Source organism: Primorskyibacter flagellatus, assembly GCF_900176485.1.
Lineage (GTDB): Bacteria > Pseudomonadota > Alphaproteobacteria > Rhodobacterales > Rhodobacteraceae > Primorskyibacter > Primorskyibacter flagellatus.
The window spans coordinates 1-1394 of the sequence record NZ_FWYD01000063.1 but is presented as its reverse complement, the minus strand read 5'-3'; the positions used below and the strand labels follow the sequence as shown (position 1 = coordinate 1394).

Genomic DNA, 1394 nt, shown 5'->3' with positions numbered 1-1394 from the left:
GAGCTATGCGGGATTCTGGGTGATGCGGCCTGATCAAGCGGCGCGGTTTTCGGCATTGGTTGCGGCGACACCGTCGGTGAATGTGACGCCTTCGATGACCATTGGCAACCGGTTCGCGCCCTTCAGACGGCGCCATGTCTTTGCGGCGGACTGAACGAGCTTGAAGACCATGAGCTTTGCCGTCTTTTGCGACAGCGCGCCTTTGGTTCGCACGGTCCTGTGCCGGACGGTGGCGAACACGCTTTCGATCGGGTTGCCCGTGCGCAGGTGATCCCAATGGTCGGCCGGGAAGTCGTGGAAAGCCAGCAGGGCGCCGCAGTCCTTTGTCAGGCAGGTCACCGCCTTCTCGTATTTGACACCGTATTTCTCGGCGAAGATGTCCATGGCGGCCTTGGCCTTGGCGCGGGTCTCGGCCTGCCAGATCTCGCGCAGGTCGACCTTCACTGTCAGCTGCATGGATTTCGGGAATTTGTTCAGGACGTTGGCCGTCTTGTGAACCCAACAGCGCTGATGGCGCGTGCCGGGGAAGACCTCGTCAAGCGCCTTCCAGAACCCCATGGCGCCATCGCCCACGGCAACCTCGGGCGGCACCGAGAGGCCGCGCGCCTTGATGTCGACCAAGAGCTCGCGCCAGCTCTGGGCGCTCTCCCGAACGCCAACCTGAAAGCCCACAAGCTCTTTCTTGCCTTCGGGCGTGGCGCCGAGAATGACCAGCATGCATTCGGCCTGCGGCTCCATCCGGGCCTGCAGATAGACGCCGCCGGCCCAGATGTAGACATATCGCCGGGCCGAGAGATCGCGGCGCTGCCAGCGGACGTATTCCTGCTGCCACTCTCCGGTCAGGCGCGAGATCACACTTGGCGACAGGTTCGGCGCGTCAGCGCCCAGCAGCGCGGCGAGCGCCTCCTGAAAATCGCCGGTGGAAATGCCGCGCAGGTAGAGCGCCGGCAGCAGCGCATCGAGGCTCTTGGAACGCCGTGCCCATTTCGGCAGGATGTTTGAGGTTAACCGCACCTTCTCGTCATCGGGCTCGGCAGCGCGGTCCCGCACCTTCGGGCGGCGTACATCGAGCGCGCCGATCCCAGTCTGGACGGATCGCTCCGGCCCGTAACCATGCCGGACAACCCGCTGACGCCCATCCGGCAGGACTTCTTCTGAATATTGATCGACAAAGGCGTCGGCTTCGGCGCAGAGCGCCGCGGCCAGCATCCGGCGCGCCCCGTCCCGGGCAATCTCGGTCAGCGGATCGCCGACAGATTCAGGCTGACGCAGGGTGATGATCTCTGTATCTTTCGTCATGGCGTATCGTTCCTTCTGGAAGTTCTGGCAGGCTTTAGCACCCGCCACGATATGCCGCCTTCTCAGACCCCGTCACCCATTTCCCGGCATAGCTC

The 1394-nt window shown here is 63.7% G+C and carries 1 protein-coding gene; it reads right to left on the bottom strand.

Annotated elements, in window-relative coordinates; all coding sequences use genetic code 11:
* Nucleotides 1-33: 33 nt before the first annotated feature.
* Nucleotides 34-1299 (bottom strand): IS256 family transposase, encoded by a 1266-nt coding sequence (locus tag B8991_RS20920; RefSeq protein WP_143514708.1) that lies wholly within the window; start codon nucleotides 1297-1299, stop codon nucleotides 34-36.
* Nucleotides 1300-1394 lie beyond the last annotated feature (95 nt).